The organism is Acetobacterium malicum subsp. dehalogenans DSM 11527 (assembly GCF_000472665.1).
Classification (GTDB): Bacteria; Bacillota; Clostridia; order Eubacteriales; family Eubacteriaceae; genus Acetobacterium; species Acetobacterium malicum.
Genome location: NZ_AXAC01000019.1, coordinates 1 through 26,341, shown reverse-complemented (window position 1 = coordinate 26,341; position 26,341 = coordinate 1). Strand labels below are relative to the sequence as shown.

Here is a 26,341-nt window from a genome sequence, read left to right as displayed (position 1 = left end):
GCGGCAATCGTGATTGCCACCGCAAATAGGCTCCTGCTGTCATTTATTTTAATTTCATCGGTAAACCGGCCACCAGCAGATAGGCTTCGTCGGCCCGGCCAGCCACCAGTTGATTCATCCGTCCGGCGATGTCCCGGAAATAACTGCCCAGTTTGTAGGCCGGCACTAAACCTAAACCCACCTCATTGGAAACAACAATCAGAGTTTTATCCTGACAGACATCCAGCAGTTTCTCCACTTCGATCTTTATGGCAGCTTCGATTTCGCCGATCTTTTCCATCGTACAAGTATCATAATCCACCGGAAAATCCAGCATATTATTGGTGGTCATCACCGTCAGACAATCAAACAGAACGATCTCGGCTTGCTCAAAAATGGGGTTCTCGGCGATTGTCTGAAAATCCTTATATTGTTCAATCGTGCCCCAATGATCCGGCCGTTGCGCCTGATGTTTGGCGATCCGGTCCTTCATGCCATCGTCAAAGGCGATCGCTGTGGCAATATAAGCGACGGGCTTGCCTGATTCCCGGGCTAAATTTTCGGCATAGGTACTCTTACCGCTGCGGGCCCCGCCGGTGACAAATATTAACTGTCCCATTACTCATTCCTCCAGTTTTTAAGAAAAGTCAAAAGCTTGTTGTTATCGGCTGCTTTTTTTATCGCAATCCGAAAATGTGAACGATCCAGACCGATAAAATCTTCGCAGGTTCTAAGGGACATGCCTTCTTTTTCCAGGGCCATCTGCAGCTCTGCCACAGTTCCTTGTAACAACCGACAAAGATGAAAATCAGCGCCACTGGGATAAACCTTCAGGCTTTCGATTTGGTTTAAGGCTTCAAATACCCGCTGACGTTCGCCCTGAATATAGGTTTTGGTCTTCGCAGCATAATCTTTTTCATCATAAACCGCAGTGGCCGCAATCAGGCCCAGAGCATTGATGGTCCATGGTTCCTTAAAGCCTTCCATTTTTGCAATAATCGGGGCCACCCCAACCCCATAGCCAATTCGCAGCCCTGGCAGGGCATAGAATTTCGTCAGGGATTTTAAAATAAAGACCTTCCGTTTTGCGTCTTTAACCAATCCCAGACTGCCGCTTTCGTCAGAAAAATCCATGAAGGATTCATCCAGAAACCAGCTGATTTCCAGATCCGAATGCTCTAACATCTCTCTGATAAAGTCCTTGGAATAAACCCGGCCGGTGGGGTTGTTGGGGTTGCATAGAAATACCGCCTGGGGCTTTTCATTTTTTATGACCGTCGCCAATGTTTCTGGGTTAATGGTAAAATTATCCGCCGCTGTTAAGACATGATGGACCACATCCCACCCGTATAGCTTTAAGGCCCGTTCATACTCATTAAAAGTCGGCTGAATAATCAGGGCCTTCCCCGGTCCCATGCTGCGGGCAAAAAGATAGATCAGCTCAATGGCACCATTACCGAGAATGATATTTTCCGGTAATACTGCCAGATCGTCGGCGATCTTCGCAATCGTCGAAACCCCGGTGATCTCCGGATATTTCACCAATTCATCAATCCCGGCGATCAGCTTTTCCCGGATTCCTGCGGGTATCCCCAAGGGATTAATATTGACGCTGAAATCCAGCATTTCTTTGTTTTCACCCTGATATCCGCCGTGTTTATTCATAGCACACTCCAATTATTTTAAATTCTTTTATTTAAACTCAATGCTTGCAAATTCAATGATTTTTCTGTTTGCTAAAAAGAATAAATAAGCACTGCCATCAAGGTCGCAAAAACCATCAGGACCACCTCGCTGCCATACATAATGGTAATCGTTTCGCGGATGTCCAATATTTCCAGCGGTGATTTGGCGTCTCCAATGGTGGGTTTTTCCAGGATTTCACCAAAATACTGGTTAGTTCCCCCCAACTGTATCCCCAGCAGCCCCGCCACCACCGATTCCGGATGGGCCGAATTGGGGCTCTTGTGATTGTGACGATCCCGTTTGAAAATGCGACAACCATCGTTAAAGGTATATCCCAAAAGCATCCCGGCGACCAGCATAAAGATGCTCCCCAGTCGAGCCGGAATAAAATTGACGAGATCGTCAAATTTTGCTGAGGCATAGCCAAAGTCCTTATAAGGTTCCTGGACGTAGCCGACCATCGAATCTAAGGTATTAGTGGCCTTATAGAGCATTACCAGCATCACCGGATTCAGCCAGGGTACCGGTATCAAGGCGCCCAGCAGCATATAGAAAATCGGGGCCAGAACCCCATCAATGGTATTTTCGGCCGTGGTTTCCACCGTCGCCCGGATAATTTCCTTTTCTTTGAGTTCTGAGGTATCGCGACCAACCAGATAACCGACTTGAACCCGGGAGACTTCAATATCGCCACCCATTAAGGCGGTCATCACTTTGCGTACTTCAATGGCCAGGGTTTTTGCCGCCAGGGCGGTTACAATCAGATAAAGGTTAAAGATCATATACAGATAAATGTTGACACTGTACAACAGCCATTGCAGGCCAAAAACAATGGCCCCAGTCAGGCCCAGAACTAAAAATAACAGCAAAAAGCCTTTGGCTCTGCGATGCTTGCCATGATTCAGTTTTTTATTTAAAAAGCCGATGGTTTTCCCCATGGCGATGATCGGATGGGGCAGCCAGGGGGGATCCCCGATCAGCCAATCCAGCAACACGCCGATGAGTATCAGTAAAAACCAAAAGCCTCCCCCTAAACCCAGGGGAAGTCCTTCAATTAGATTCAATTTTCTATTTCTCCAATGATTTCCATTATTTTTTTCATATCCAGATTCGCTTCCACGGTCTCGGCCAGTAGATCATATTGTTCTTCTTTAAAGGCCTTAAAATCAAAGGCCGTCGGACCGGCTTCGAGATTCTTTTTGACCCGCAGGGCTTCAATGATTTTTTCCCGTAAGCCATCGTTGTCAAAGATGCCATGAAGGTAGGTTCCCATCACGGTGCCATCTTCGGCGATCACTCCATCCACGGTACCGTCTTCCAGTATCGCAAAAGGTTTGGCATTGTCCAGCGCTTCGCTGGTGCCCATGTGAATTTCATAGCCTTCCACTTCCATGTCAACCAGTTCCATTCCCATGAAATTTCCCTGAACCTGGCCGGAAGTCCGGACGGTTCGCTTTTCTTCTTCAATGGTCGTAACGATGTTTAATAGTCCCAACCCTTCAATACTACCCCGGGTTGATTCCACCTGGAAGGGATCTTTTATTTCTTTGCCCAGCAGTTGATAACCGCCGCAGATTCCTACAATCGGTACTCCACAATCATGGATTCGCCGGATTTCATCACCCATTTTGCTGTTGATGACATGACAGGTGTCGTCGATGGTATTTTTACTGCCGGGTATAACCAATAGATCTGGGTTGGCCAGCTGCAGATCGCGCTGATTGCGGTAATACTCCACCTTCACATCGGGGTGCATTTCAAAGGCGGTGCAGTCGGTGAAATTGGAAAGATGGGGCAGATAGACCACGCCAATGGTAATCAGACCTTCGGAATTATTATCAAACCGTTCACTGACGCTGTCTTCATCATCAATGACAAAGCGTTTGTAGGGAATAACACCGAGACAGGGCACATTGACCATGTCTTCGATCATTTTGATGCCGGGCTTTAACAGTTCCACATCGCCCCGGAATTTATTGATGATAAAGCCTTTAATCCGGGCTCGCTCTTCCGGTTGCAGCAGCATAATCGTACCATAAATGGAGGCAAAAACGCCACCCTTGTCGATATCGCCGATCAGTACCACCGGCGCATCCACCAATTCGGCCAGTCCCATGTTGACGATATCGTTGTCCCGTAGGTTGATTTCGGCCGGGCTGCCGGCCCCTTCGATGACAATCACATCTTTGCCCTCAGCCAATGCGTCATAGGCCGAAACCACGATCTCCACCAGTTTGGGTTTATGGGCATGGTAATCCATAGCATCCATATTAAATTCGGCTTTGCCCATCAGGATCACCTGACAACCAACATCAGAGTTTGGCTTTAATAGCACCGGGTTCATTTCGACCTGAGGCTCCATCCGGGCACACTCGGCCTGAACCACCTGAGCCCGACCCATTTCCTTGCCATCTTTGGTGATAAACGAATTAAGGGCCATATTCTGGGATTTATAGGGTGCCACATGATAACCGTGGTTATCGAGTATCCGGCACATGGCAGCAGTGATGAGACTTTTTCCAACTGATGACCCGGTACCCATAAACATAATATTTTTTGCCATGTTTTCTCCTTTTTTTCTTAACTTTCTGTGGTGAATCATTTAAGATCATCAAAACTCCGTACCGACCAATTGTTAATTCATTGTCGGTACTTTGTTCGTCTTTTTAAATTTATGTCAAAATTCTAATGATTTTTCAATGCGCAAACAACGGCGTCTTCGACCGTGCAGACAGACCGCGGATAGGCGACGGCGGGGCGACGAATGAATAAAATTTTGGCGTCGACCATTCGGGCCGCTTCGACCTTTTCACGGATGCCGCCAACGTCACCGCTATCTTTGGTGACGACGAAGCCGATCTTGTATTCTTTCATGGTAGCGACATTCATTTCCACTGAGAAGGGCCCCTGCAGGGCCAGGATATGTCGGGGCTTGTAGCCCAGATTTTCACATTTTTTTAGCACCCCTGCCGTGGGCAGAACCCGGATATAGGTGCGGTCTTTGGGCAGTCCTTCAAAGGCTTCTAGTTGCCGGCTGCCAGTGGTCAATAGAATATTGCGGTCGCTTTTTCCCATCGCCCCAATCAGATAATCCCGGGCTTCTTCGTAGGTGTTATAAGCGACAATATCTGTTCCTTCATCGATATTCGATGGTCTTTCCAGCCGGATATAATCAATATTCATGGCGTCGCAGGCCCAAATAGCGTTTTCTGAAATTTCCCGGGCATAGGGATGGGTGGCATCAATACAGAGATTGATATTGTAAATGGTGATTGTTTCCCGCAGCGTGCCGGCATCCAATTGTCCTGAAATCTTTGTCAAAAGGGGATTTTCCGAGATCTGATCAGCCGCAATATTGGTCAGCGACGAATAGCAGACTTCTTTCCCTTCTTCAAGCAGAAGATCGGTTAATAATCGGCTGTCAAGGGTTCCTCCCAATACCAGAATCAAAGCTGATAACCTCTCGGAGTAATCATTTTTAATTGATCGCGGGTCACATAGGTTTTGGAATTGCCGATTATAACCATCGAAAACATATCGATGTCTGCTTCATTCATTTTTTTCAGGGTCGTAATCACATAAGACTCATCTTTACGTTTGGCATTACGAACAATGCCCACCGGGGTTTCCGGTGCTTTATATTTCAGCAGAATTTCCTGAGCACTTTCGATATTGTGGGGACGGCCTTTGCTTTTGGGGTTATAGAGGGTAATAATAAAATCCCCTTCGCCGGCACAGTGAAGCCGTTTTTCGATGACGGCCCAGTCGGTCAGTAGGTCACTGAGGCTGATGACGGCATAGTCATGCATCAGCGGTGCGCCCAGAGTTGATGCGGCGGCATTGGCGGCCGAAATCCCGGGAATAATTTCAACTTCGACATCACTGTTCTTTGCTTCAACGATTTCCAGCATAATGCCAGCCATTCCGAAAACGCCCGCATCGCCGCTGCTGACCAGACAGATTTTTTTGCCCTGTTCAGCCAGTTCCAATGCTTTTTCACAACGATCAATTTCCCGGCGCATCCCGGAAGACAGGACTTCCTTATCGCCAATTAAATCAGCAATAATATCAATATAGGTTTTGTAACCGACAATAATATCGGCATCTTCCAGGCTGGCTTTGGCCGCCTCGGTCATATGTTCATACAGTCCGGGACCAATCCCGGTGACATAAATTTTGCTCATTTTTTCTCCTTTTTTAACAAGGTTATTTTATTACAATACTACCGTGAGCATCGTTGTCTGTTTGCACGAAACAAACAGCAAAGCAACAATTGTTCATGTTTTTAATTTTCATCCAGCCACACCGACAGGGTAATGCCACCCAGTTTTTGTTTTTCCAGCAGGCATTTCCCAAAACCGGAAGCGACAAAACCGCAAGGTTCGGAAACGGCGTATAGGCCGGTTGTTTTAAAAACAAACTCCGATGCTTCAAAACGGCTTTGAACCATTTGCACCATTTCATTGGGGATAATAACTTTTTTTGCATTAAAGAATGTACCGGCTTCAATAATTCCCGGTTCTTCGGCTTTTAAGCCGATGGTAGCCAGGGCTTTAATACCTTTGACATTGAGATTCAGGGACGCTAAAGTCTCCTGGATGGCCTGGATGATCCGTTCTCCCGGGGTGTCCCGGCGACAGCCCACACCCAGCACCAACTTCCTGGGAATCAGCTTAACACTGGGAATTGGCAGATCTGCTTTTTTTGTATCCAGTGTCGTCATAATGATACCCTGATATTTATTTAAATTATTTAAATTATTTAGATCAGTTAAATCGGTCACCACTTCGATGTTATTAGGCAAAATAACCGCATCTAAATCACAATTTTCCTGATTCACAAAGGCCACCGGATCGCCGTTTAAAATCAGCGCGGTCACATCTTTAGCATCGGTAAAATTTTCTATCGTGCAATTAATTTTCTGGGCCAATACATCCACGGCCATCGTTCCTTTGACATCGGTGCCGGTGGTAATCACCGCCTGCGCACCCAATCGTTTGGCGACCAGCCGGGCCGCGTCATTGGCACCACCCAAATGGCCGGACAGTAGACTGATCACAAACTCCCCATTGGTATCCATGACGAGAATGCCCGGATCGGAAGATTTATGCTCCAGATGGGGGGCAATCGCCCGGACCACAATACCGGTTGCCATAATGCAGCAGATGATCTGGTATTCCCCGATGATGCTGCCCATAAAGGTAGTAATATCGGTGGTGATGATTTTTGTGGTTTCGTTGGCATATTTTTCTTTGGTGTAGATGTGGCATTCCCGGTCATCCAGATGTTTTGCCAACCGGTTTGCCAAAACCATGCCATCCTGGGACAGGGTGACAACGGCCCACTTTTCTGTTTTCACGGTTTTATTCAACCCCTTGACGGTATTCATGGGTAAAGCTGGGATCATAAAGCTTGGATAAGCTGTATTCATCGCCGAGGAAATCTCCAACTAAAATTTGAGCAGTTTTGGTGATATTTTCGTCTTTAACTTTTTGAGCAATGGTTTCCAGAGTCCCCATAACAATTTTCTGATCTTCCCAGGTTGCCCGTTGGATAATGGCGATTGGGGTGGTTGGAGCATAATGTTTCATTAATCGCTTAACCACATCGTCAATCATTTGGACCGACAGGAAAATGCACATAGACGCCTGATGGGAGGCCAGATCTTCCAACTTTTCTTTTTCCGGCACGGGAGTTCGACCTTCCAAACGGGTTAAAATAACCGTTTGAGATACATCTGGCAGGGTAAATTCTTTTTTAAGGGCTGCCGCTGATGCCACAAAGGAACTGACTCCAGGGATTACATCAAAGGGAATTCCCAATTCATCCAGTCGGTCCATCTGTTCCCGGATAGCGCCATAAATGGATGGGTCACCGGTATGAACCCGGGCAATTTTTTTGCCTTCTTCAGTTCCCCGTTTAATCACGGCAATCACATCATCCAAGGTCATCGATGCGGAATTAAAAATTTCGGCATCCGGTTTATGACCGGCAATAATGGCTTTGTTGACTAGAGAACCGGCATAAATAATAATATCTGCTTCGTTAACAATTCGTTGTCCCTTAACGGTAATCAGTTCTGGATCTCCTGGGCCTGCACCCACCATATACACTGTATTCATCAATAATTTCTCCTAAACTTTATTTCTAATTTTAGCACTTTTGAATCCATTCCTACATTTCTGTAACGGGTTGTGCTTTCTTTAAATGATCTAAAAACATGTTCTGAATGCCGGCATATTCACCCAGGCCTTCCAGGATACATTCGACTTTAAACCGCTCATCTTCAAGTACGGTTCGCCAGGAGTCTTCTTCATCACTGGCCATGTCATTAATCGCGTGATCGCCAGCTACCAGCATAAAGGGCGCCAGATAAATCTTTTTATATTTCTTTTCCTGTAACAGTGGCACAATGTTTTCCAGCTCCGGAAAACCTTCTACGGTTCCCACATAAACATCCTCATAACCCTTCATTTTAAACATATAATCCAGGCAGGGATAAGTGGAATTGGCATGATGGTCGCTGCCGTGACCCATATATACCAGGGCTTCGCCTTTTTTAAGCTTGGGCATCTGCTTCATCACGATGTCGACGGTTTCTTCGTAATCTTCTACCGTGGTTAGCAGTGGCCGGCCCAGGGTCAGGGATACAAAGTCTTTTTCAAAGGCCTTTAGTTCTTTTAACGTAATGTCGTATTCATAGCCATTGATGATATGGGTGGTTTGACACTGTACGTGGGTATAACCGGCTGCTTTAAGCTTTTTAAGGACTTCTTGCGGGGTATCCACGCTTTCGTTGTCCCGGGTCTTCAGTTTGTTGATGATCATTCGGGATGTGAAGGCTCGATAAAAATCATGGTCCGGGAATGCTTCTTTTAAGCGGTTCTCGGTAGCCTCGATGGTTTTTTTTCGGGTCTCAGGGTAAGATGTACCAAAGCTGATGACCAGTAACGCTTTTTTTTCCATTAAAAGGTTCTCCTATTTATGTTATTTAGGCCCTTACTAAAGTGCCGTGAGCTTCGCTGCCGGTTTGCGCGAAACAATTTCTACACTGTACGGCGTACAGTCTACCGACTGTTCGCCTACACGTTACTAAATTGTTTGCGGAAACCGACATCAAAGCAATTATTGTTCGTTTCTTTTAATTTTGCGATTATATTATTTTAAATTTAATAATGCCTGGTAGTGATCGGCGATGGTTTTTTCGATGTCCGCTTTGGTATGGGCGGCGGAGAGGAAAATACCTTCGAATTGGGCTGGCGGCATCAGGTTGCCGGCATCCAGCATTGATTTGAAATATTTGGTATAAGCCTTGGTGTCCGAGGTCATGACGGCGGCGTAGCCATCGATGGGGACATCGGTAAAGAAGCAGCAGGTCATCCCTTTGAAACGGACCATCTGGGCTTTGACCCCGGTTTTTTCGATGTTGGCCTTAAAACCGGCTTCTAACAGCTTGGCGTTTTCTTCCATTTCGGTGTAAACTTCAGGATGATCCCGCAGGTAGGTCAGAGTGTTTAATCCCATTTTCATCGCGATCGGATTCCCGGACAGGGTGCCAGCCTGATAAACGCCGCCTAAGGGGGCCACGGTTGCCATGATATCCCGACGTCCGCCATAGGCACCGACGGGCATCCCACCGCCGATGATCTTCCCTAAGGTAGTCATGTCTGGTTTAATCTCCAGGACTTCCTGGGCACCACCATAGGCTAAGCGAAAACCGGTGATGACTTCATCAAAAATCAGCACCGTTCCTTCGGCCTCGGTAATCGCCCGCAGTTCTTTCATGAACTCCAGATCGGGTGGCACAACGCCCATGTTACCAGCCACCGGTTCAACGATGACGGCGGCAATTTCGCCGGGGTTTTCGGCAAAGAGGGCTTTGACGCTGGCAATATCATTATAAGTTGCCACCAGGGTGTCCCTGGCCGTTCCCGGGGTCACCCCGGAGCTGGTCGGGACCCCGAAGGTCAGGGTGCCGGACCCGGATTTAACCAACAGTCCGTCGGCATGGCCGTGGTAACAGCCTTCAAATTTGATGATCTTATCCCGTCCCGTATAGCCTCTGGCGACCCGCAGCGCACTCATCGTGGCTTCGGTTCCAGAACTGACCATCCGCACCATTTCCATGGAGGGATAGGCTTCGGTAATCAGTTTGGCCACTTCCACCTCAATGGCAGTCGGAGCTCCAAAGCTAGTTCCTTTTTGAAGCGCTTCCTGAATCCCTTCAAAGTAAACCGGTGAGGCGTGACCTAAAATCAGTGGCCCCCAAGAACAGATATAGTCGGTATATTCGTTGCCGTCCACATCATAAATCTTGGCGCCTTTGCCATGGTCAATAAAGACCGGTGGCATTTCCACTGATTTAAAGGCCCGCACCGGACTGTTGACGCCGCCAGGTATATACTTTTCAGCTTCGATAAATAATTTTTCTGATTTTTCTCGATTCATAATATCTCCAATAATAATTATTTCACTATCATGTAAAACGCAGGTATGCAATCACTACCGTATCGACTAATTGTTAATCTGTTGTCTGCTGCAACCACGAGAAATCCGCTACGCTTCTTTCTCTTTGGTTCGCGGGTAGTCGCCAACTGCAAGCAAGCTTGTGATTGGCTCGTTACTATCGCGCAGAATCGGACAGGTATTCACCTGTTCGCTCCGATGCAGACAACATGATGTAACAATTGTCGGTACTACGTTTGCTTTGACAAATAGATTCCTGACTTATAAATGATTTGCTGTCACTGATAATCCTTCAGCATCGCCTGCAGTTCTTTGGCAAAATAAGTGATGATGATGTCGGCTCCGGCCCGTTTGATGCTGATCAAGCTTTCAAAAATAGCCCGACGATCCATCAAATCGGCATCGACAGCATTTTTAATCATGGCGTATTCGCCGCTGACCTGATAGGCAGCCATTGGCAAGTAGGAAAGTTCCTTGCCCTTGGCGATAATGTCCAGATAAGGCATGGCTGGTTTAACCATCACAATATCAGCGCCTTCATCGATATCCAGAACCATTTCCTTTAGCGCTTCCCGGGAATTAGCTGAATCCATCTGATAGCTGCGGCGGTCGCCAAAGGATGGTGCCGAGTTGGCGGCATCCCGGAAGGGGCCATAAAAACTGGAAGCAAATTTGGCCGAGTAGGCCATAATCGGAATCGATTCATAACCGGCCCGATCCAAGGTTTCCCGCATATGGTCAATGCGGCCATCCATCATATCGGAAGGGGCGACCATATCGGCTCCGGCTTCGGCGTGGCTGAGCGCCGTTCTGCTTAAGGTCTCCAGGGTCTGAGCCCGTCGGATCTCACCGTTTTCTTCAAAGAAACAACAATGTCCGTCACTTTTATATTCGCACAAACAGACATCGGTGATGACATACATTTCCGGATCAACCTTTTTGATCACCCGAATCCCTTCCTGGATCAGACCGTCGGCCACAAAGGCGGGCGTGGCTTCGCTGTCTTTTTCGTCGGGAACGCCAAACAAAATGACATAACGGATGCCCAGTTCTTTTAGCGCCAGGGTTTCCGCCCCCAGCATATCCAAAGACAGATGATACTGATCTTTCATGGAGCCGATTTCTTTGCGCACTCCCTGTCCATCTACTATAAACAGCGGATAAACCACATCGTTCATGGAAAGGTAAGTTTCCCGGATTAAATTCCGAACCGCTGTATTTTTTCGTAATCGTGTTGGCAACATATTGCTGACCTCCTAATTTACTTCTTGATAATTACATGTCCCGCACCGACCAATTTTTAATCTGTTATCGGTACTCGTTCAGCTCTTTTACTCAAGTCTTATTTCTGAGCATCCTTTAAAATCGCATCCAGCATGCCCTGGATGGTATATGTTTCAGCTTCGATGTCGACATCAATGCTCAGTTCCTGACATTTTTTTGAGGTTTGATGGCCGATCGAGACGCATTTTGCGATATTAATGGCGTCAATGTGGGCGGCGCCGATTTTTTCGACAAAAAACTCGACGGTGGTGGAGCTGGTAAAGGTAATATAATCAATTTCTTTGTTATTTAACATTTCCAGCGGATCAACCGTGGCGTGATCTTCGCGGATGGTTTCGTAGCTTTGGACCTCGTCGACCGGGCAGATCTTCGATAGTTCTTCGACCACATAGATCCGGGCATTTTTTGACCGGGGGATCAGCACCCGGCTGTCTTTGTTAAGCAGTGGCGCCAGACCACTGACCAGTTCTTCGCCGACATATTTATCCGGTACAAAATCGGCTTGCAGACCTCGGGCTAAGAGAGCATTTTTGGTACCTTCCCCAATGGCAGTGATATGCAGATTGCCAAAGGCGCGGGCGTCTTTGCCGCAGCGGGCCAGGGAGTCAAAGAAGATTTCGACACCGTTGATGCTGGTAAATATAATATGGCTGTAGTCTTTCAGGACTTTTACCTTTTCGTCACAGGCTGCTTCGTTAATGGGGACAATTTTGATGGTTGGGAATTCGATGGCATTACCACCCAACTCACTGATTTTTTCAACCATCTGGGAGCTCTGTTCACGGGACCGGGTGACGATAATGTTTTTTCCAAACAAAGGTTTTTCATCAAAGAACCGCAATTTTTGACGTTTATTGACGACTTCCCCGACCACAATCAGGCTGGGAGCGGTGATTTTTGCTGCGGTGGCAATGTCGTAGATGGTGGTCAGGTTTCCGGTCACGACCCGCTGATAAGGGGTGGAGGCCCGATGGACCACAGCCACTGGCATTTCTGGATTCATGCCATTTTTAACCAGTTCGTCGCAAATCTTTTCCAGATTCTTGACGCCCATTAAAAAGACGATGGTGCCTTTGAGCTTGCCCAATACCGGCCAATCCAAATCCGATGCGCCGTCGTAGGCGTTGGATTTTAAATGCCCGGTGATGACATGGAACGAAGACACACAATCCCGGTGGGTAATGGGAATCCCGGCATAGGCCAGTCCGCCGATAACCGAGGTAATCCCGGGGATCACTTCAAATGGTACCCCGGCGTCGTAAAGGTCTTCGCCTTCTTCGCCACCCCGGCCAAAGACATAGGGGTCGCCACCTTTTAAGCGCAGAACCAGTTTGCCTTCCAGGCCTTTTTGGACGAGTAAGGCATTGATATCTTCCTGACGCATGGCATGGTTGCCGGCCCGTTTGCCGACATAGACAATTTCGGCATCGGCGCGGGCGTCGTTTAGAAAACTTTCATTAACCAGGGCATCATAAACCACCACATCGGCTTTAGTTAAAATATCTTTGGCTTTAACGGTTAAGAGACCGGGATCCCCGCAACCGCCGCCGGCCAGATAGACCTTGCCCGGTTTTGTATGTACATCTTGATAACATGTTGCTGCTAATTGTTTTCCCAAATTTTCTGCCTCCTCGGGTGCTCCCTCAATCGATCGGGTGACCACATGACTGCCGTCTTCCAGACCATAGAGTCCATATAATATAATGGTGTCTGCAGTTATTTCACAAAACGCCCCCACCGGAATATGACAACTGCCGTTTAAGGCATTTAAAAAACTCCGTTCGGCATTCATCTGGATGATGGTGTCTGGATCACTGATGGCGGCCATCAGTTCTTTGACCGTTTCATTGTCTTCCCGGACTTCCACCGCCAGAATTCCCTGGGCGGGCGCCGGGATAAAGGTGTTCTCCGGCAAAGTCACAGTCTGATAGGCTGAGTCTGCCAACCGGCCAATCCGTTTCAGGCCGGCAGCAGCCAGAATGATGCCATCCAATTGCTGTTCCTGCATTTTGCGAATCCGGGTATCGATATTACCGCGGATCCCCACGATTTCTACATCCGGCCTCAGTTTTTGCAACTGACAGATCCGTCGCTTGCTGCCGGTTGCTACCACTGCACCCTTAGGCAACTGATCCAGAGTGGTAATCTGATGGGGTGTCAGCAGGACATCCCGGGGATCTTCGCGAACGGGTGGAACCGTCAATACCAGGCCTTCCGGCAATTTTGACGGCATATCCTTCATACTGTGGATGGCCATATCGATCTCACCGGATAACAGCGCATCTTCCAGCTCCTTGGTAAACAAGCCCTTGTCGCCGATTTTATCAAGTGGTTTATCCTGAACCAGATCGCCCTTTGTTTTAATAATCACCATTTCGAAGTTTATCTGCGGGTGAGCTTTGGCCAGCACATCAATCAGCCACTGGCTTTGGGTGCGGGCCAGGGTACTGCCCCTTGTTCCAACTTTTATATTCATTTATCTTATCTCCAATTGTCAGTTATTTCCTAGTTTTGACCTCAGTTCCACATTAGAACATCGGGACAATTCTTTAAGTTTTGCGGATTTTTCGTGCGGCGACCCATCGCCAGCTAAAACGGCCTGACGCAGTAATCGCAGTAAGGCTGTTTTTTCAGTGTAACTGTCATCATAGCGGTCGGCCAGTTCATCGACAATGCACTTCGTTAAAAAAGGACTGGCCCCTTCGGTGCAGACCGACAGGGTTAAATCGCCCCGGCGAATGACGCTGGGGAAAATGAAATCCGAATCATCCGGATCATCCACCCGGTTACACCAAATTTTTTGGGATTGGCAGTCCATTTTGATTTGCTGATTCAACTCGCGATTATCGGTTGCCGCCACTGCCAGATCGATATCAACAAGCTGTTCCTTGTGATAGCAGGCATTGATCAGAGTCAGCTGATGATTCTCGGTTCTAATGATCGCCTCAGAAAAATCAGGACTCACAGCGATCACCTGCATGCCGTTTTCCAATAAGGTGACAATTCGTCTGGCAGCAACCTTGCCGCCGCCGACCACCAGGGCTTTTTTATTATTTAAATTAAATAACAGCGGTGTCATCATGGTTCTGTTCTGCCAATGGTTTTTTATCCTGGATTCCCGGGAACAGGTAGGTCACGGTTTTTTCGATGCCGATAATTTCCTCTTCACACTCCAGTGACTTAAGCTGTTTAATCGGTGGCATCACCATTTCCCGGAATTTGGAGCGGATCACCTTGGCCAGATACACTTCTTCTTTTTCAGTCAGACTTAAGCGGCCACAGAGGTTTTCAATGGTTTCCTCGGCCAGTTGCCGGGAGGTTTCGTTCAAATCCCGGACCATATTATCGACCTTGGCGTGAGTCACCCAGGACAGCAGTCCATCGATTTCATCCTGAATCTCGGCGGCTATTTTCTCGGCAATCTTGACCCGATAAGCCATTTTTTCATCCATGATGTTTTTAAAATCATCAATGGTCAGCAGTTCGACCTTGTCCAGATTGCCGACCGCTTCTTCGACATCCCGGGGCAGTGCTAAATCGATTATCGTCAGCGGTTTGCCCAGCGGCTTCATTTCATCGGCCTTCAAAATAACATGAGGCGATGCGGTGGCGGTAATGATCACATCCATCTCGGGAATGATCGCATAGCGGTCTTCATAGTGGATCATCTGGACATTTTCATGAATCGCTTCGCATTCATGCATATTATGAAAGGTCCGGTTGGTCATATAGGGATTCTGAAAGCCTTCCGCCTTCATATAGCGCAGCGCCAGCACGCCCATTTTCCCGGACCCGATGATCAGTATTTTTTTATCCCCATAATCTTCAGGATACTCCCGTTTGATATGCTTCACCGCGGTCGAACTTAAGGATAAGGGGGTTTCCGATATTTTATAGTCGGTTTTCACTTTTTTGGTAAAGGTTATCGCTTCGCGAAACATTTTCGTCAGGTATTTGCCACAACCCTTAACGGCTTGGGATTTTTCCAGGGCATCCTTGACCTGGCCCAAAATCTGATCTTCCCCCAGAATCATGGAGTCCAGGCCGGTAACCACCTCATAGAGATGGACCATCGCTTCCCGCTCTTTTTTGACAAAAAGATAGGGCGCCAGTTCTGCTGATTTTTCACTGAGATAAAAATCGGTTAAAATTTTCTCGGCCGCGTCGATATTTCGGGTTGATACGTAGATCTCACTGCGGTTACAGGTTGACAGAATGATCACCTCGGCAATGTCCGGCTCACTCAAAAGGGTCCGGATGGCCTCATTCAGGGTGCGATGGAGAAAAGCCCCTTTTTCCCGAATTTCCAAAGGTGTATCCTTATGATTAATTCCCGCTACTACCAGTTTCATCCGTTTGAACCTCCTTTTTCTGATTCCTGATCGCTTCTTCCAGGGCGGCAATGCTGCGAAACCCTTTTATCCCCAGACACTGTTCCAATCGGGTCATCGTTGCCTGTTCCAGGCTGGCCGTTTCCAGGGCTTCAGTATTTTTGAAAACCGCGGTGGTTTCACCTTCCACCAGCACGCCGCCATGATGGAGCACATAGGTATAATCACAAAATTCATAAATAAAATCCATATCATGGCTGGATAAAATAATCTTGATGCCTTTGGTTAAAGCCCCTTTGATAATGGCTTTGACCCCGGCCTTACTTTTGGGGTCCAGCCCCAGGGTGGGTTCATCCATCAGGATGATCTCCGGTTCAACGGCTAAAACCCCGGCCATGGCCACCCGTTTCTTTTGTCCATAGCTGAGATAATGCACTGGTCGGTCGGCCAACAGCGCGATTCCAGTAGCTTCCATGGCCGCCTGCACCCGCTGATCAATGACCTCCGCGGCCATACCCATGTTTCTCAGGGCAAAGGCCACATCATCATAGATTCCGGAATAAAAGACTTGCTTATCGGATTCCTGGATCACCAGCCCAATCGATTTGCGGAATTCATAGAGATTTTTTTTCTTATAGGATAAGGGCTCTTCCTTAAAAAAAACGGTTCCGGCGGTGGGCTTGATCAACCCAATCAAGGCCGACATCAAGGTCGATTTTCCGGCCCCATTCTCCCCGATAAGGGCGATGCAATTTCCCCTGGTTCCGTCAATCGACACACTTTTGAGAGCGGTGGTGCCGTCCGGATATTGATAAGTCAAATTTTCTGTTTTAATCATTTTTAAGACCTTTCCTATAGCTTACATGAAAGTCTCCCTGATATTGCTTTAATTCCAGGGTTTGGGTCATCTCCTCGTAGCTCTGGATGGCCATGAGAAATAAATTGCTTAACATCATTGCGATGGATTGGATCGCGACTCTTAAATTACGATAGCCAAACCGCAGTTCCTGGGCGGTTGCCATGAGTTTAATTTTATCCCAGTAATCAAAGATGAAGCGGTAGGTTAAAATAAATATTTCTAAAAAAGTATTGCTGATATGGGCTTTTTTCATGACTCCGGCAATCTGCATCACTGGGGTTGTATAAATTAAAAAAAGCATACAGGAAACGCCTGACATCGCGCGGCAGAAAACCAGGCTGGCCAACACCAGATTGGTGGTGGTGATGCCGATGGTGAACTGAAAAAAGTCAAATGCAAATAAATAATCGCCACTACCACTAGTCCCACTGGAGATAGTAAACAATAGCGCCAGGGCTCCGGGGATAATAAAAAGGGAATCAAAAATCAGCGTATGTAGATAAATCCGTACCGGAATTTTTGCCCACAGTAGGGTACAACCCACCATAACACCAAAAACCCCTGCCATATACAGGGGTTCGTTGATGAAAAACACCGAAAGAAGCATGACTAATGAAACCACTACTTTGACAGTAGGATTGGCATTGCTAAGCTTATTGGTATGGGCAAAACGATCAATCATGTTAGTCTCCTTCTAAGATGCTGTTGGTATTTATATAAGTCACCAGACTTCAGGCTGGTGCCAAACTCCCGTACCGACCAATTGTTAATCTGTTGTTCGCTGCGGAATCGGACAGGCTACGCCGTGTCCGCTCCGATGCGTACAACATGATGTAACAATTGTCGGTACTGCTTTATCTGTTGTTCATTATTTACACTGATTTATCAGCCTTTTCATTTTTTTTCGATTTTTTATAAAGGTAGAAAAAGCAGATTCCCAGTCCGCCGACGCCTAGTAGCTGTTGGAAATGGAATAGACTTTCTTCCATTTCGCCGGGATCAAACAAGCTTTCAAACCACGGCACATAATTTCCATCAATCGTGGTGATGGCGGTTCCGGCAGCATCATCTGCGCCTGAAAACTCGGCGTCCGGTAAAACAATCTGCGGGATAACAATCAGGGCACCAATCAGCAAAACCAGAATAATTTTAGTTATCGGTGAGAGTTTCATTGGAAATAATCCCCTTTTCTTTATATTGGTAGATGGCATTGACCACCAGTACCGTTAAAATGCCTTCGATAATTGCCAGCGGTATCTGGGTAATCGCAAAGATACTTAAAAACTTAACCATTGAAGCTGCAATCCCGCCGATCGGGTCGGGGAAAGCCAGGCCAAGCTGGATGGATGTGGTTACATAGGTTGCCAAATCGGCTATAAATGCTGCTAAAAAGACAGTTAACGCTTTGGGCACATTGATTTTTGACAGCCCTTTGTAAATTCCGTAAGCCACAAAAGATCCCACAATTGCCATTGAAAAGGCATTGGCTCCTAAAGTTGTCAGCCCGCCATGAGCCAGCAGCAGCGCCTGAAATAACAGTGCGATGGTACCAACCACAACGGTTGCAAAGGGTCCCAGAACAATAGCTCCCAAACCGATCCCGGTCATATGAGAAGAGCTACCAGTTACCGAAGGCAGTTTAAAAGCCGATAGCGCAAAGGTGAAAGCTGTAGCAATGGCTAAGAGAACTTTTTGTTCGGGTTTATCTTTAAATATTTTTCCTATCTGAAATAATCCAAATGCGATAAACGGCAGGGAACATACCCACCAAAAGACAGCCCAGCCAATCGGCAGAAAACCCTCCATAATATGCATGGCGTTGACCGGCTGCGATGCCAGAACGACCATAAAAAACACAATACCGGCAACGGTCATGGTTCTTTTTGCTTTTTTCATATTTACTATCACCTTCCATTTTTTATAACTTGCCGAAAAAAAAACCTTTTACCCACATTACTATGGGAAAAAAGGTTTCATCATTACACGTATCCATCAATTCGATAACTCAACGCCAAAGAACCAACTTTTGTTAATGTTACTAACTTCCCTTTTCCCTGGAAGGACACTTTAGTACATCATTTTAGTAGGTTTCCTGACTTATAGCTTTTATTCCCCTTGCCTTCCCAGACAAAACGTGCCCAGTGACATATTAAGGAGACATAACTAATTACAGTGACCGGATCGTTCTGGATTCTAACCAGATTCCCTCAATGAAAATTGCTCATCCTAAATGATTTTTTACATTTCTTATTTAATTGTGTTTATATTATAACATGGATATAATAAATGTACAGGTTTTTTTAGATGATTTAAGGCTAAAAAACGGCTTTTGAGAATGGTTACCGGGTATTTATTTTTCAAACATCCCCTTCAATACTATCGCATTAAGGCCCGGGAAATGCTACAATAGAGCAAAATAACTGTAATCCTTTAAACTAAAGAGGTAATGAGATGGATAACTTTAAATTCAAACGAACGATGCCCGCTGTGTTTGAGCGATTAAACGCCGCCGACGACCCTTCGCGAATATTATATTATCAAAATATTATAGCCTGTATGCTTGCTTCGCCGCTGCTTTTTTTCGGGGCTATTGCCAACATCGTGATTGTTTATTTTTTCTGGGGCGGTGATTTGACAGTAGTGCTGGTAAACAGCGGGATATTTTTTCTGCTCGGCTTAACCTTTGAACTGATTTCCCGGAAAGAACTGGACAGCGCTTTATTCGATCATCTGCTTTCCCTTTCCCAATCCATCTGTCTGGCTTTTATCGTGGTCCGATACTACCACATCATTGGTCCGGCGGTATGGTCGGTCGCTTTTGTGATGATTATCCTTGCCATGATGCGGCTAAAAATAACGATGCTATATTATATTGCGGCAACAACTTTTTTCTGTGGACTATATGTGACTTTTCTTCTGCCTACTGATGGATTTCTCTTTACCCCGGTTTATTTTATAATCCAGAATGTTCTGTTCTTTTTTGTATTCAGCCTAGCTACCGCGACCTTCTACCTGAACCTGAACCGCTATGACAAAGCCGTGGAGAGGCTGAACGCGGTGCTTGCACAGAAAGAAAAAATCGCCAAGTTGTACAAAAATCTGAACCACACAAAACAAGCACTGGCGACCCAGAATCAAGAGTTGCGAAACTCCAATGAAGAAATAAGAAAAAACGAAGAGCGCCTTCATTTTCTGGCGTATTACGATGGTTTAACTGAGCTCCCTAATCGCAAAATGATTCTGGAACGCTTGCATTTACTCGTCAGTCTTTCCGAAAATGAAAAGTCATCCTTTTTTATTGTCTTTATCGATCTGGATAATTTCAAAAAAATTAACGATACCATGGGTCATCTTTATGGTGATGACTATTTAAAATACACTGCCAAACGTCTGCAGGAACTCGTCCATGAAGATGATTTACTGGGCCGACTGGGTGGGGATGAGTTTGCTCTGATCATCCAACGAAATATTAAAGAAGATGCCGCCTATAACTATGTGGAAAGCCTGCGCAATGAACTTTGCGATAAAATCAAAACCAGCTGCTCAGAATTTAAAGTCAGTGCCAGTTTCGGTATTTCGGTCTTTCCTCAGGACGGCAAAGATCCCATTGAACTGCTCAAGAGCGCTGATACATCAATGTATAAGGCGAAAGAACTGGGACGGAATAACATTCAATTTTTTAGACCGGATATGAAAGAAGAAATTCTCAATAAGATCCAGATGGAATCCCTGCTTTTAAAGGCCTACGAGAATAAGGAATTCTTTATCGAGTATCAACCTCAGTTCAATGCCGAGGATCATCGCATCCGCGGCTTTGAAGCCCTGATTCGCTGGGACTCCCCCCACTATGGCCGGGTTGCCCCGATGAGCTTTATCCCCCTGGCTGAAGAAATGGGACTGATCATCGGTATTGGCCAATGGGTGTTGTTGACCGCCTGCCATAAATTCAAGGAATTGGATAATCGTTTCGATCAGAATCTTTGTATTTCGGTGAATGTTTCGGCGGTGCAAATGCGGGACAAAAATTTTGTCGCCATTGTAAAAAACGTTCTTGACGAAACCAACATGGATCCCAAACAGCTGGAATTAGAAATAACGGAATCCCTTTTTATTGACAACATTGAAGAAACCATCGACATGCTCAATGAAATAAAATCGTTAAACGTCCGAATTTCCCTGGACGATTTTGGCACCGGTTTTTCGTCCCTGAGCTATTTGAGACGGTTACCCATCGACACTCTGAAAATTGATAAATCCTTTATTGATGATCTCTCTGATCAGGATTCCTCAATCCGCATCGTCGGGGATATCATTTCGCTGGGTCATAACCTGGATGCCCATATCGTTGCCGAAGGCATTGAAAATAGCACCCAACTGGACTATTTAAAAGCCAACAACTGCGATTGCATCCAGGGCTTTATGTTTGGCAAGCCGATGTGCGTCAAAGACATGGAAGCGCTATTAGAAAAAAATCCCCTAAAATAGAAGATGCACAAACTACCGTACCGACCAATTGTTAATCTGTTGTTCGCTGCGCCATGCGAAATCCGCTACGCTACTTTCGCTTTGGTCGCGGGCAGTCGCTAACTACAAGCAAGCTTGTGATTGGCGACTGCCTTCGCGAAGAATCGGACAGGCGCTGCCATGTCCGCCCTGATGCGTACAACATGATGTAACAATTGTCGGTACTGGGTTATCTTTTTTGATAGTCAAAAATCCCCTGAAATTGGGGATTTTTTAGTTGCCGCAGTTGTTCTTAATGAATCATCTTATAGTAGGATCTGGCGGTGAGCAGATAGACACCGGTATAAACCAAGGCATATACGACGACGCCGACCAGTGTGCATAAAAAAATCAGCGGTATGTTGGTCAGCCGGAAGGCGGCCAGCATTTTGGTGATGACCGGGAAGGCAAAGGCGACGTGAACGATGGCGCCGGCCAGAGGCAGGAAGAATACCATCAGGATCTGCTTGCCGATGGTTTTTTTAACCTCGGTTTTATCCATCCCCACCTTCTGCATGATCTCAAACCGTTCGCTGTCTTCATAACCTTCTGATATCTGTTTGAAATAAATAATCAACACTGTGGCCATCATAAACAGAGAGCCCAAAAATACGCCCAGAAACAAGAAACCACCAAAGAAGAAATAAAGTTCCGTCAATGCTTCATAAAGGTTTTGGATATTGATGTCCGGATTGCTCTGGGTTAGCGCTGTCCGCAGATTGGCGGAAAAGGCGTTGAGGGTGTCCTCATCCCCATCCAGATTAAACATCAGGGCATGGAGGGTCGTCTGAGGATCATCATCGTTTTTCATGGTCTGGTAAATGGCATCCATGACCCCCGCATCTTTGACGATCAGGTAGTAGGTATGGCCCATATCCTGGGTCTTTTTAAAGTCCATCGGAATGGCTTCAAGCTGCTCGGTAATTAGATACTGCTGATCACCAAAAACGATGGTCGGTTCGCCATAATTATCCCCCACCGAAAAAATCAGCATTTCATTCCCAGCCAGACTTTTATTACCACCGGTTAAACGGTTATAGTCGTCCAGCGGAATCAGGGTTATGTTTGAGATCCGTTCGTAATACATAGCGTCGGTGCTTTCGTCCTCAACCATATCTTTCAGAAAGTGAGTGCCTTCCTGAAAAGCTCGAAAATGAGCCAGATCAAAAGAAATTTCATCATTGCTTGTCACCTTTAATTTATCTTTTTCTGATTCAACAATCGTTTTGATTTCAGCGAAATCAGTATTGGCCACTTCGCCAACAATACTGACATCCAACGGATAAAAATCCCGGCGCATCCCTTCCTGGCCAATATACAGTGACACGGTGGTGGAAAGAGTAACCAGCACCATGGTGCTCAGGATACAGATATTGGCCAGACCCACGGCGTTTTGTTTCATCCGATAAATCATCCCCGACACCGAAATGAAATTCCGGGACTGATAATAGAACTTTTTATTCTTTTTCAGTTGTTTCAGCAGCGTAATGCTCCCGGAGATAAACAACGCATAGGTACCGATGATGACAAACACCACCGCCACAAAGAATAGCAGCAACGCCGCAAGCGGGGTTTCCACCGAAAGAGCAATCCCATAACCAGTGCCCAGAGAAATAATCCCGATCAGAGTGACAATCCAGGAAGACTTTGGTTCCTTCTCGCCATATTGCCCGCCTTTTAACAGATCGATGGGGTTTGAGAGTTTCAACTGTAAAAAGTTCGTCAGCAGGGTCAGGCCAAAGATCGCCAGAAAAACCCCGGCGGTGATTAACAGTCCCCAATAATCAATATGAAAGCTTAAGGGACTTTTGAAATGAACGATATTCAGTAGCAGCAGGAACAGCAGTTTCCCAATCAGAATCCCCCCGATCAACCCCAGTGTCAGGCTGATGACTGTTACAAAAATGGTCTCATAGAATAGCACCCAGGCAATATGCTTCTTTTCCAGACCCAGGATGCTGTATAAACCCAGTTCCTTTTTACGGCGCTTGATTAAAAAACTATTGGTGTAAAAAAGAAAGATAACCGCAAAGATACCAATCACGATGATACCCAGAAAAAGAATGGTTTTCAAGTTTATCGACCCGGGCATTTGATCCAGCCCCTTGTTGCTATGGATCGAAACCATGGTATAAAAAGCAATGATCGATCCGATGCAAGTCAGAATATAGGGAATATAGGTGTTCCCGTTTTTCTTGAGGTTGACCAAGGCCAGCTTAGGATAAAAAAACTTATTCAAGTTCCTCACCTCCGGAAGCCAGCACCGACAGGGTAAAGGATATCTTCTGATACATATCGTCGTTGCTCATCGAACCCCGATAGATCTGATTCTAAATTTCGCCGTCCTTGATAAACAAGACCCGGTTGGCATGACTGGCCGCCGCCACTGAGTGGGTAACCATCAAAATCGTCTGACCCAGATTATTAATATTTGCAAAAATCTTCAGCAGATTCATAGCCGCCTTGGAATCCAGGGCGCCGGTGGGCTCATCGGCCAGCACCAGTTTGGGCTTGGTGATCAAGGCCCGAGCCACCGCAGCCCGCTGTTTTTGCCCACCGGAAACCTCATAGGGGAATTTTGGCAAAATCTCTTCGATTTCCAATCGCCCCGACAGCGACTGGAGCCGGTTGTTCATTTCCTGATAATTTTTCTGAGCCAGCACCAGCGGCAAAAAGATATTATCCTGAATCGAAAAGGTATCCAGCAGATTGAAGTCCTGAAAAACAAAGCCCAGATTATCGCGACGGAAGGCCGAGATCTCACTGTCCTTGATGGTGACGATGTTTTTACCATCCAGAAACACTTCGCCGCTGGTGGGTTTATCCAGGGAGGCCAGAATATTGAGCAGGGTTGTTTTTCCCGAACCGGATTCCCCCATGATCGCCACATATTCGCCCTGCTCCACCGAAAAGCTGACGTTGGACAGCGCCTGGACCTGATTCCCACCGAACCGGGTGGTATAAATTTTCTTTAAATTCTTTACTTCGAGTAATCGCATTATTTTTCTCCCCTGATCTAAAATTTCATTTTATCGATAACCAAAGTATAGCGAAAAAGAGCATCAGCGGCCATCGCTTTGCCTTACATTTCGGCTGTTAATCTTACACTTTTGTAAGGTTGCTTTATAACGCTTCAAACCCTCGCGTCGCCAGATCAATGCTGACCCGGGTACCCTGGCCCACCTGGGAGGTTACGGTGATGGTGTGGGAAAGTTTATCAAGTACCTGCTGACACAGATAAAGACCGATGCCAGTGGATTTTTTATCCATTCTGCCATTGTAGCCAGTAAAGCCCCGGTCAAAAATCCGGGCAATGTCTTCTGCTCGGATGCCGACGCCGGTATCTTCAATAATCAGGGTTTTTTCTGACCGGTCATCCAGATAAATGGAAATCCTTCCCTGATTGGTGTACTTCAGGGCGTTGGAAATAATCTGTTCCAGCACAAAGACCAGCCATTTTTCGTCGGTTATAACCCGGCAATTCAGTTCTTCCAACTCCAGCGATATTTTTTTATTGATAAAAATAATGCCATATTTTTTTACGGCCTGCCTGACAATGTCAGCCAAATCATATTCGAACAAAATCAAATCGGAGGACATGCTTTCCAGCCGTAAATACTGGAGCACCATCTCCACGTATTGTTCGATCTTAAAAAGCTCCTGCCCATAGGCGCGGGTGCGTTCCCGGTCGCCCTCTTCAGTCTGGAGCAGTAGCCCCATGGCCGAGATGGGGGTTTTAATCTGATGGGCCCATAGGGTGTAGTAGTCAATCATATCGGTTTGCCGATTATCAAACTGAGAGATCAGCTCGGCCCGGTTCTCGGCCAGCACCCTGATCAGGGTTTGATAGTCCCTTTCCAGCAAATCCCGGGGCTTGGGTAATTCCCCCACCCCGGCCGTCGCCGCATTGATCGCGACTGTCAAACGCTGATGTTTTTGATAAAACTGCAACCAATCCAGGCCGGTAAAAATCACTGCCAGCGCGGTCACCAGTTCAGCGCTGTAAACAACCGGCTCCAGTGGCAGATGATAGAGGGTGTAGACCATCGCAAACACCAGCATAAATAAAACAAAGGCCGCTATTACTCTGATCCGACTTTTCAGGTAGGCTCTAAATAGATAAACTGTTTTCATATTAACCTCGATTAATCCCCAATTAAATAGCCAATGCCTTTTTTTGTGGCAATAAAATCTATCAGCCCGGCCTCATCCAGTTTTTTTCGCAGCCTGGCAATATTGACCGTCAAGGTATTGTCATCCACAAAACAGTCGCTGTCCCAGAGCCGTTTCATGATCACATCCCGGGATACCACCTTGCCCTTGTTTTCCAGCAAAATCTGCAAGGTCTTGAATTCATTTTTGCTCAGTTCTACTTTTTGATCGGCATAGAGTATGCTGGCATCGCTCAGATTCAGAATCGCGCCCTTATGTTCCAGCAGGCTGACCTGTCCCTGAAAGGAGTAGGTCCGCCGCAGCAGAGCTTGAATTTTTGCTACCACCACCGTTAGATCGAAGGGCTTGGCAATAAAATCATCCCCACCCATGTTCATGGCCATGACAATATTCATGTTGTCGCTGGTGGATGAGATAAAAATAATCGGCACCTTTGAAATCTTGCGGATTTCACCGCACCAATGATAACCGTTAAAAAACGGCAGTGAAATATCCAAAAGAACCAGCTGGGGATCATAGGCCACAAACTGGAGACCGTTTCAAAAATTGTGTAAACCTCGTGGTTGATGTAGAATAAATACATTAGCCAGGAGGTTTTTATTATGGCAAGAAGAAATGAAAGTAACGAAAAAAAGAATCGTCGGAAATTAGTGGAAAGTTTTTTAAGTGAGAATCCCATCAAAGATCCAAATGACATCCAGGAACTGATGAAGGAAATGATGCGCCAAGTGCTGGAAGGCGGTCTCACCGCTGAATTGGATGACGAACTGGGTTATACCCGCTATGATTATCGAAACAAGGAAACTGAGAACAGCCGGAACGGCTATTCGAAGAAAACAGTCCATACCAGTCTGGGTGATATGGAAATTGATGTTCCCCGAGACCGGAATGGGGAGTTTGAACCCCAATTGATGCCGAAACACAAAAATACCCTAACTCAGGACATTGAAGCAAAAATCATTTCCATGTATGCTAAAGGCATGACCACCGGCGATATTGAGACGCANATTAAAGATCTCTATGGGATCGAGATGTCCGATAGTACCATCAGCCGGGTGAC

At 46.4% G+C, this 26,341-nt stretch carries 22 protein-coding genes, 2 pseudogenes and 1 riboswitch; of the genes and pseudogenes, 2 read left to right on the top strand and 22 right to left on the bottom strand.

All coding sequences use genetic code 11. The features are described 5' to 3' along the window. Positions 1–43 precede the first annotated feature (43 nt). From cobU to A3KS_RS0108860, 18 genes are all read right to left on the bottom strand, one after another. The gene (gene cobU / locus A3KS_RS0108945) at positions 44–598 is read right to left on the bottom strand and encodes a bifunctional adenosylcobinamide kinase/adenosylcobinamide-phosphate guanylyltransferase (RefSeq protein ID WP_026394646.1); all 555 of its coding nucleotides are present in this window, start codon (positions 596–598) and stop codon (positions 44–46) included. Further along, entirely contained in the window at positions 598–1,644 is a 1,047-nt protein-coding gene (locus tag A3KS_RS0108940; RefSeq protein WP_026394645.1) for a pyridoxal phosphate-dependent aminotransferase, read from the bottom strand. Before A3KS_RS0108940 ends, cobU begins: the two co-directional genes overlap by 1 nt. A gap of 71 nt (positions 1,645–1,715) precedes the next feature. Further along, positions 1,716–2,729 carry an adenosylcobinamide-phosphate synthase CbiB gene (cbiB, locus tag A3KS_RS0108935; RefSeq protein ID WP_278247309.1) on the bottom strand — a complete coding sequence of 338 codons (1,014 nt, stop codon included), beginning with the start codon at positions 2,727–2,729 and terminating at the stop codon, positions 1,716–1,718. Beyond that, a complete protein-coding gene (locus A3KS_RS0108930; RefSeq protein WP_026394643.1) occupies positions 2,726–4,228 on the bottom strand; it encodes a cobyric acid synthase in 1,503 nt (500 codons plus the stop codon). The genes cbiB and A3KS_RS0108930 overlap by 4 nt, the downstream gene beginning before the upstream one ends. Before the next feature lie 122 nt (positions 4,229–4,350). Continuing rightward, positions 4,351–5,115, bottom strand: a complete 765-nt coding sequence (gene cobK / locus A3KS_RS0108925) for a precorrin-6A reductase (protein ID WP_026394642.1) — start codon at positions 5,113–5,115, stop codon at positions 4,351–4,353. Further along, positions 5,112–5,849: a precorrin-3B C(17)-methyltransferase gene (cobJ, locus tag A3KS_RS0108920; RefSeq protein WP_026394641.1), complete on the bottom strand. Its 738-nt coding sequence runs from the start codon at positions 5,847–5,849 to the stop codon at positions 5,112–5,114. Before cobJ ends, cobK begins: the two co-directional genes overlap by 4 nt. 101 nt (positions 5,850–5,950) lie before the next feature. Further along, on the bottom strand, positions 5,951–7,096 hold the full coding sequence (locus tag A3KS_RS0108915; RefSeq protein WP_242834751.1) for a cobalt-precorrin 5A hydrolase: 1,146 nt from the start codon (positions 7,094–7,096) through the stop codon (positions 5,951–5,953). Further along, a complete protein-coding gene (cobM, locus tag A3KS_RS0108910) occupies positions 7,029–7,790 on the bottom strand; it encodes a precorrin-4 C(11)-methyltransferase (protein WP_207637750.1) in 762 nt (253 codons plus the stop codon). The genes A3KS_RS0108915 and cobM overlap by 68 nt, the downstream gene beginning before the upstream one ends. Positions 7,791–7,839: 49 nt before the next feature. Continuing rightward, positions 7,840–8,631, bottom strand: a complete 792-nt coding sequence (locus A3KS_RS0108905; RefSeq protein ID WP_026394638.1) for a sirohydrochlorin cobaltochelatase — start codon at positions 8,629–8,631, stop codon at positions 7,840–7,842. Between the two features lie 192 nt (positions 8,632–8,823). Then, positions 8,824–10,113, bottom strand: a complete 1,290-nt coding sequence (gene hemL, locus A3KS_RS0108900) for a glutamate-1-semialdehyde 2,1-aminomutase (protein WP_026394637.1) — start codon at positions 10,111–10,113, stop codon at positions 8,824–8,826. Between the two features lie 296 nt (positions 10,114–10,409). Next, positions 10,410–11,375, bottom strand: a complete 966-nt coding sequence (gene hemB, locus A3KS_RS0108895; protein WP_026394636.1) for a porphobilinogen synthase — start codon at positions 11,373–11,375, stop codon at positions 10,410–10,412. Positions 11,376–11,473: 98 nt separating this feature from the next. Continuing rightward, positions 11,474–13,891, bottom strand: coding sequence for a hydroxymethylbilane synthase (gene hemC, locus A3KS_RS23140; RefSeq protein WP_026394635.1), 2,418 nt, complete (start codon positions 13,889–13,891; stop codon positions 11,474–11,476). Positions 13,892–13,909: 18 nt separating this feature from the next. Further along, complete coding sequence (locus A3KS_RS20640) at positions 13,910–14,497, bottom strand: precorrin-2 dehydrogenase/sirohydrochlorin ferrochelatase family protein (protein WP_051355763.1); 588 nt, start codon at positions 14,495–14,497, stop codon at positions 13,910–13,912. Next, complete coding sequence (hemA, locus tag A3KS_RS0108880; RefSeq protein ID WP_026394634.1) at positions 14,475–15,767, bottom strand: glutamyl-tRNA reductase; 1,293 nt, start codon at positions 15,765–15,767, stop codon at positions 14,475–14,477. The genes A3KS_RS20640 and hemA overlap by 23 nt, the downstream gene beginning before the upstream one ends. Beyond that, positions 15,742–16,584 (bottom strand): energy-coupling factor ABC transporter ATP-binding protein, encoded by an 843-nt coding sequence (locus A3KS_RS0108875; RefSeq protein WP_026394633.1) that lies wholly within the window; start codon positions 16,582–16,584, stop codon positions 15,742–15,744. The genes hemA and A3KS_RS0108875 overlap by 26 nt, the downstream gene beginning before the upstream one ends. Next, positions 16,577–17,287 carry a cobalt ECF transporter T component CbiQ gene (cbiQ, locus tag A3KS_RS0108870; protein WP_026394632.1) on the bottom strand — a complete coding sequence of 237 codons (711 nt, stop codon included), beginning with the start codon at positions 17,285–17,287 and terminating at the stop codon, positions 16,577–16,579. Before cbiQ ends, A3KS_RS0108875 begins: the two co-directional genes overlap by 8 nt. 190 nt (positions 17,288–17,477) lie before the next feature. Next, entirely contained in the window at positions 17,478–17,777 is a 300-nt protein-coding gene (locus tag A3KS_RS0108865) for an energy-coupling factor ABC transporter substrate-binding protein (RefSeq protein WP_026394631.1), read from the bottom strand. Continuing rightward, positions 17,755–18,501, bottom strand: coding sequence for an energy-coupling factor ABC transporter permease (locus A3KS_RS0108860; RefSeq protein WP_026394630.1), 747 nt, complete (start codon positions 18,499–18,501; stop codon positions 17,755–17,757). Before A3KS_RS0108860 ends, A3KS_RS0108865 begins: the two co-directional genes overlap by 23 nt. Positions 18,502–18,670: 169 nt before the next feature. After that, positions 18,671–18,850, bottom strand: a riboswitch (cobalamin riboswitch). A gap of 206 nt (positions 18,851–19,056) precedes the next feature. Between A3KS_RS0108860 and A3KS_RS20635 the strand changes: the two genes are divergently transcribed. Then, a complete protein-coding gene (locus tag A3KS_RS20635) occupies positions 19,057–21,090 on the top strand; it encodes a putative bifunctional diguanylate cyclase/phosphodiesterase (RefSeq protein ID WP_051355762.1) in 2,034 nt (677 codons plus the stop codon). A gap of 271 nt (positions 21,091–21,361) precedes the next feature. Here A3KS_RS20635 and A3KS_RS0108850 read toward each other — a convergent pair whose 3' ends face one another. The 4 genes and pseudogenes from A3KS_RS0108850 to A3KS_RS20625 form a co-directional block, all read right to left on the bottom strand. Next, positions 21,362–23,347: an FtsX-like permease family protein gene (locus tag A3KS_RS0108850; RefSeq protein ID WP_026394629.1), complete on the bottom strand. Its 1,986-nt coding sequence runs from the start codon at positions 23,345–23,347 to the stop codon at positions 21,362–21,364. Then, positions 23,340–24,107: pseudogene (locus tag A3KS_RS20630) on the bottom strand (ABC transporter ATP-binding protein). Before A3KS_RS20630 ends, A3KS_RS0108850 begins: the two are co-directional and overlap by 8 nt. Positions 24,108–24,231: 124 nt before the next feature. Further along, positions 24,232–25,242 (bottom strand): sensor histidine kinase, encoded by a 1,011-nt coding sequence (locus tag A3KS_RS0108840; protein ID WP_026394628.1) that lies wholly within the window; start codon positions 25,240–25,242, stop codon positions 24,232–24,234. Between the two features lie 11 nt (positions 25,243–25,253). Then, positions 25,254–25,808 (bottom strand): annotated as a pseudogene (locus A3KS_RS20625) (response regulator transcription factor); the annotation flags it as partial. A gap of 75 nt (positions 25,809–25,883) precedes the next feature. On the opposite strand from A3KS_RS20625, the gene A3KS_RS0108830 reads away from it, so the two are divergent. Continuing rightward, on the top strand, positions 25,884–26,341 hold a 458-nt coding region (locus A3KS_RS0108830; protein ID WP_026394627.1), incomplete at its 3' end, for an IS256 family transposase.

Bases quoted from the DNA above. Each gene is read 5' to 3' on its own strand.
- cobU (WP_026394646.1), bottom strand. From the start codon at position 598: ATGGGACAGTTAATATTTGTCACCGGCGGGGCCCGCAGCGGTAAGAGT.
- A3KS_RS0108940 (WP_026394645.1), bottom strand. From the start codon at position 1,644: ATGAATAAACACGGCGGATATCAGGGTGAAAACAAAGAAATGCTGGAT.
- A3KS_RS0108930 (WP_026394643.1), bottom strand. From the start codon at position 4,228: ATGGCAAAAAATATTATGTTTATGGGTACCGGGTCATCAGTTGGAAAA.
- cobJ (WP_026394641.1), bottom strand. From the start codon at position 5,849: ATGAGCAAAATTTATGTCACCGGGATTGGTCCCGGACTGTATGAACAT.
- A3KS_RS0108915 (WP_242834751.1), bottom strand. From the start codon at position 7,096: ATGAATACAGCTTATCCAAGCTTTATGATCCCAGCTTTACCCATGAAT.
- A3KS_RS0108905 (WP_026394638.1), bottom strand. From the start codon at position 8,631: ATGGAAAAAAAAGCGTTACTGGTCATCAGCTTTGGTACATCTTACCCT.
- hemL (WP_026394637.1), bottom strand. From the start codon at position 10,113: ATGAATCGAGAAAAATCAGAAAAATTATTTATCGAAGCTGAAAAGTAT.
- hemB (WP_026394636.1), bottom strand. From the start codon at position 11,375: ATGTTGCCAACACGATTACGAAAAAATACAGCGGTTCGGAATTTAATC.
- hemC (WP_026394635.1), bottom strand. From the start codon at position 13,891: ATGAATATAAAAGTTGGAACAAGGGGCAGTACCCTGGCCCGCACCCAA.
- A3KS_RS20640 (WP_051355763.1), bottom strand. From the start codon at position 14,497: ATGATGACACCGCTGTTATTTAATTTAAATAATAAAAAAGCCCTGGTG.
- hemA (WP_026394634.1), bottom strand. From the start codon at position 15,767: ATGAAACTGGTAGTAGCGGGAATTAATCATAAGGATACACCTTTGGAA.
- A3KS_RS0108875 (WP_026394633.1), bottom strand. From the start codon at position 16,584: ATGATTAAAACAGAAAATTTGACTTATCAATATCCGGACGGCACCACC.
- cbiQ (WP_026394632.1), bottom strand. From the start codon at position 17,287: ATGATTGATCGTTTTGCCCATACCAATAAGCTTAGCAATGCCAATCCT.
- A3KS_RS0108865 (WP_026394631.1), bottom strand. From the start codon at position 17,777: ATGAAACTCTCACCGATAACTAAAATTATTCTGGTTTTGCTGATTGGT.
- A3KS_RS0108860 (WP_026394630.1), bottom strand. From the start codon at position 18,501: ATGAAAAAAGCAAAAAGAACCATGACCGTTGCCGGTATTGTGTTTTTT.
- A3KS_RS20635 (WP_051355762.1), top strand. From the start codon at position 19,057: ATGGATAACTTTAAATTCAAACGAACGATGCCCGCTGTGTTTGAGCGA.
- A3KS_RS0108840 (WP_026394628.1), bottom strand. From the start codon at position 25,242: ATGAAAACAGTTTATCTATTTAGAGCCTACCTGAAAAGTCGGATCAGA.